This is a genomic window from Thiomonas sp. 13-64-67 (assembly GCF_002282795.1).
GTDB lineage: Bacteria > Pseudomonadota > Gammaproteobacteria > Burkholderiales > Burkholderiaceae_C > Thiomonas > Thiomonas arsenitoxydans.
The window spans coordinates 1-4,362 of record NZ_NCKP01000098.1; the positions used below are offsets into that span (position 1 = coordinate 1).

Sequence of the window (4,362 nt, forward strand, 5' to 3'; positions counted from 1 at the left end):
AAGGGTGCTGCGCAGCGCAAGGAGTACATCGCGGATGTCGGCCACACTGGGCAGGGACGCCCCCGAGAACCGCGCCGAATTGATGGCCGCAGCGATTTGATTGAGGTTGCTGCCGACGCGCGCCAGCGCACGCCATTGCGCCACGGCGATGGGTTTGGGAGCGACCGGTGGCCAGCGGTTCAGGAGGGCCGCGCGCATCCATTCGCCACGCGCCAGACGGCCGCGTTTGGCGTCGAGCAGGGCAAGTTCCGTGGGGTTCAGACGCACACTGATGGTGTGCGTGCGGCGCTCGCCAGGTGGGAGCGGTTCGGGGCCGTGGCGGCGGCGGCGGGCGATCAGGGAGCTAGGGTTTTGCATGGTGAGCGCAGCGAAGCCTGTGCAGTTCCCCCCGGCAAAGCGCAGCGGTGCCGGGGGCAAGGGCAACCCAAGCGAAGCGCGGGTTAGCCCTTGCTACACCGGTTTTCGGAATGTGGAGTGCCACGGAAGGCGCGGACAGACTGCGTGCCGTCCAATGAGCACGCCAACGAGAGACGATGGCCGGACTGGATCGCCCCTCTGCCGACTGCTGCGACCCCTCGGGCAGCCGGACAAAGACCCCGGCGTTCGCTTCGCTCTCGCCCGACCACGCCCTGCGGGCGTGGTGAACCCCGGCAGGCGGGGAAGGGGATTGGCCTGAAGAGGGGGATCCCCCGCTGGCGGCCTTGACCCCGCAGGGGTCGGCACGCACCGCGTGCCGGGGGAGGGTCTGGGCTGCGGTGCGGGCTCCGAGTCTGATCGCACCGGCAGGCCAAGCGGGTCGGGGTTGGCCTGCCTTGGGCGGACGGGCTGCCGGGCGTCTCATGCCTGCCCTGCTCGCGCCATGTGGGTGATGGGGGCGCGACATGGCTCAGGGCGCCAGGTTGTCGGCGATGGTGGTCACGCCGTTTTGCATCAGCTCGGCAACCTCGTCTCGGCGAAATCGCAGGGCGCGTCCGATTCGCACCGGATGGAGGTGGCCGCCGACGGTGAGGCGGTAAATGGTTGTCCGCGACAGTTGGGTCCACTGTTGGACGGTCTTGACGGTCAGAAGGGTCTGCGTAGGCGGGGTTTGCGTGGGCGTGTGGGTCATGGCGGGTTCCTCTGTGCCGAGGAAGTGTGCAATGACTCCCGTTTACATGCAAACGCCGGTTTTGTTGACAGTTTTAATTGATGAAAGTAATGTTTATCTCGGTGTTAATGACCGGCTCCTACTTCCGGGGCGACGCCGAAGCCGTGCTGGCCCCGCAGGATGAGTCCAAGTTCGATACTGTCACCTACACCTACTACGAACAGCTCAACGGCTACGAGTACTTGAAGCAGCTCGACATCGGCTACTTCTTCTACAGCGGGCCTTATGTCGATGACATCCTCAAGGTGCTCGACCCGGCCGAGAAGACCATCATTCACATCCCCAATGTCAATTCGCGCGAGAGCACGAAAGACAAGATGCGCGAGGTGGAGCACATCATCGAGGCGCTGGGGGAGTGGCAAGGCATCGACCCGGCGACCGGCTTCCAGCTTGTCAAGCGGCCCCCAGGTGGTGCAGATGCGGGCCGCGTGCTGCGGATCGCCGATCTGGTCGATGACGATGCCAGCAAGCGCGACCGCGTGTCCGCCGCGCTCAAAGACCCGGCGCAGAAGAACAACCGGGATTATGTGGACATCATCATCGCGCTGGGCATGGCGAAGGAAGGCTTCGACTGGATCTGGTGCGAGCACGCGCTCACCGTCGGCTATCGCGCCAGCCTGACCGAGATTGTGCAGATTATCGGCAGAGCGACCCGCGACGCGCCCGGCAAAACCCGCGCACGGTTCACCAACCTGATCGCCGAGCCGGATGCCGCCGAGGAAGCGGTGACCGAGGCCGTCAACGATACTTTGAAGGCCATTGCGGCCAGCCTGCTGATGGAGCAGGTGCTCGCGCCGCGCTTCGAGTTCAGGCCCAAGCATCCTGACAGCGGCCCGACGCCGGGTTTCAACTATGGCGAGGGGGGCTACGACCCGGGACGCTGCAATGTCGGTGTCAACGAGCAGACCGGGGCGTACCAGATCGAAATCAAGGGTCTGGCCGAGCCCAAGAGCAAGGAGGCGGCGCGTATCTGTCAGGAAGACCTGAACGAAGTCATTGCGGCCTTCGTGCAAGACAAGCCCAGCCTTGAGCGCGGCCTGTTTGATGAGGAACTGGTGCCCGAGGAGCTGACGCAGGTTCGAATGGGCAAGATCATCAAGGACAAGTATCCCGATCTGGACACGGAAGATCAGGAAGCCGTACGCCAGCACGCCATCGCGGCGCTGAATCTCACGCAGCAGGCCAAGCGGCTGGTCACCGAAGGCCAGAGCGAGGAAAGCAGCGATGGGTCGCCCAACACCGCCCTGCTCGACGGAGTGCGCCGCTTTGCCATGGACGTGCGCGAGTTGGACATCGACCTGATCGACCGCATCAATCCCTTCGGCGAAGCCTACGCCATCCTCGCCAAGACCATGAGCGAGGACAGCTTGAAGCAGGTCGCAGCGGCCATCTCGGCCAAGCGCACCTCAATCACACCTGACGAGGCCAAAGTGATCGCCAAGCGCGCGGTTGATTTCAAACGCGAGCGTGGGCGTGCTCCATCGGTGACCTCACAGGATGCCTGGGAAAAGCACCTTGCCGAAGGCGCGGCCGCGTTCATGCGCTTCAGAGCGGAAGGGCGCTATGAGTAACTCCGACCTTGACGACCTAGCGGCGGAGCTTGCCGAGTTCGCTCCGCCTGAGAAGAAGGGCGGACGACCGGCCAGCGAGGAGCGCGTCATCGCGGGTTTCGAGGACATTCAACGCTTCACAGAAAAGCACGGGCGTGCGCCGCAGCACGGTGAAGACCGCGACATCTTCGAGCGCCTGTACGCCGTGCGCCTGGATCGCCTGCGCGCGCTCCCGGACTGCCGCGCCCTGCTGGAGCCGCTGGATCATCAGGGTTTGCTTGCGGGGGCGCCTACCGTTGCCGCATCGGTAGACGAAGCCATCGACATCGACGACCTGGCCGCCGAGTTGGCAGATGCTGCCAGCGCGGACGACATCACCGTCCTGCGCCATGTCCGCACCAGTGCCGACAAGCGCGCCGCCGAGGAGATCGCGGATCGCAAGCCGTGCGAGGACTTCGAGACGTTCAAACCGTTGTTCGAGCGCGTAGCGACGGAAATCAAGACGGGCCTGCGCCAATCCCAGCCCATCGAGGCGGGCCGCCGTGCGATCGAGGCGGGGGATTTTTTCGTGCTCGATGGCCTCACGCTTTTTGTGGCCGAGGTCGGCGAACCGCTGAAAACCACCGCCAGAGAAGTCGACCGTCGCCTGCGCGTCATCTTCTCCAACGGTACTGAAAGCAATCTACTGCTGCGCTCGCTCCAGCGCGCGTTCTACGACGACCCCGCCGCACGGCGGCTGACCTCACCCGAGAGTGGGCAACTTGCCTTCGGCGGCGATTTTGAGGCCGACGATGTCGAAAGCGGCACGATCTACGTCCTGCGCTCCTTGTCTGATCATCCCTATGTCGCGCAGCACCGTGACCTCATCCACAAGATCGGCGTGACCGGTGGCAAGGTGGAGACGCGCATCGCCAATGCCGAGAACGAAGCGACCTATCTGCTGGCCAAGGTCGAGGTTATTGCGACCTACAAGCTAGCGGGCATCAACCGCACCCGGATGGAGAATCTGTTCCACAGGCTGTTTGCACCCGCGCGGCTGGACATCACCATCAACGACCGTTTCGGCCACCCCGTGCAGCCCGAGGAATGGTTTCTCGTTCCGCTGTTCGTGATCGACGAGGCCGTGGCTCGCATCAAGGATGGCAGCATCACCGGCTACATCTACGAACCCAAAGCTGCGAAACTGGTCCCGGCGCCGGAAGGTTCTTCATCGCCGTAAGGCTGCCAGAAGAAGCGCAAGTCCGTCAAAGACGTACAATGCAACCGTGTACACCATCATCGAAACCCCGCTGTTCACAGCCGACGCCAGGGGCATCTGGGCTGAAGACGAGCGCGGCGAATTCTGCGCATGGTTGGCAGCGAATCCCTTGGCTGGTGATGTGATCCCAGGCTCGGGCGGCTGCCGCAAGGTGCGCTGGTATCGGCAGGGAATGGGCAAGCGGGGCGGTGTGCGGGTGATCTATTTCAACCGGCTAGTGTCCTGTCCCGCTGATACGTGAGCAAAGTCGATGCAGCTTTTCGAGGATGGAGTCGGCAGTAGCAGTCCACTTGAATGGCCGGCAGTTTATGTTGTGGGCGGCGACGAAGTGGTCGATGCGTTGCACGAGTTGTTTGACGCTGGTGAACGAGCCGCGGCGAATGGCCTTGTCGGTGATCAGCGCGAAG

General features: G+C 63.6%; 3 protein-coding genes and 3 pseudogenes. 3 read left to right on the top strand and 3 right to left on the bottom strand.

The window, feature by feature from the left end:
• Nucleotides 1-357 (bottom strand): plasmid mobilization protein (locus tag B7X30_RS14890; RefSeq protein WP_286731643.1); only part of this gene is annotated, 357 nt, incomplete at its 3' end.
• Between the two features lie 529 nt (nt 358-886).
• Complete coding sequence (locus B7X30_RS14895) at nt 887-1,108, bottom strand: helix-turn-helix domain-containing protein (RefSeq protein WP_286731644.1); 222 nt, start codon at nt 1,106-1,108, stop codon at nt 887-889.
• Nucleotides 1,109-1,209: 101 nt separating this feature from the next.
• Here B7X30_RS14895 and B7X30_RS14900 point away from each other — a divergent pair.
• From B7X30_RS14900 to B7X30_RS14910, 3 genes and pseudogenes are all read left to right on the top strand, one after another.
• Nucleotides 1,210-2,718 (top strand): annotated as a pseudogene (locus B7X30_RS14900) (DEAD/DEAH box helicase); the annotation flags it as partial.
• Nucleotides 2,711-3,916, top strand: coding sequence for a GIY-YIG nuclease family protein (locus B7X30_RS14905; RefSeq protein WP_286731646.1), 1,206 nt, complete (start codon nt 2,711-2,713; stop codon nt 3,914-3,916). The pseudogene B7X30_RS14900 and the gene B7X30_RS14905, both read left to right, overlap by 8 nt.
• Before the next feature lie 46 nt (nt 3,917-3,962).
• A pseudogene (locus tag B7X30_RS14910) lies at nt 3,963-4,172 on the top strand (transcriptional regulator); the annotation flags it as partial.
• On the opposite strand, the pseudogene B7X30_RS14915 reads toward B7X30_RS14910, so the two are convergent.
• Nucleotides 4,170-4,362, bottom strand: a pseudogene (locus B7X30_RS14915) (IS630 family transposase); the annotation flags it as partial. The pseudogenes B7X30_RS14910 and B7X30_RS14915 overlap by 3 nt on opposite strands.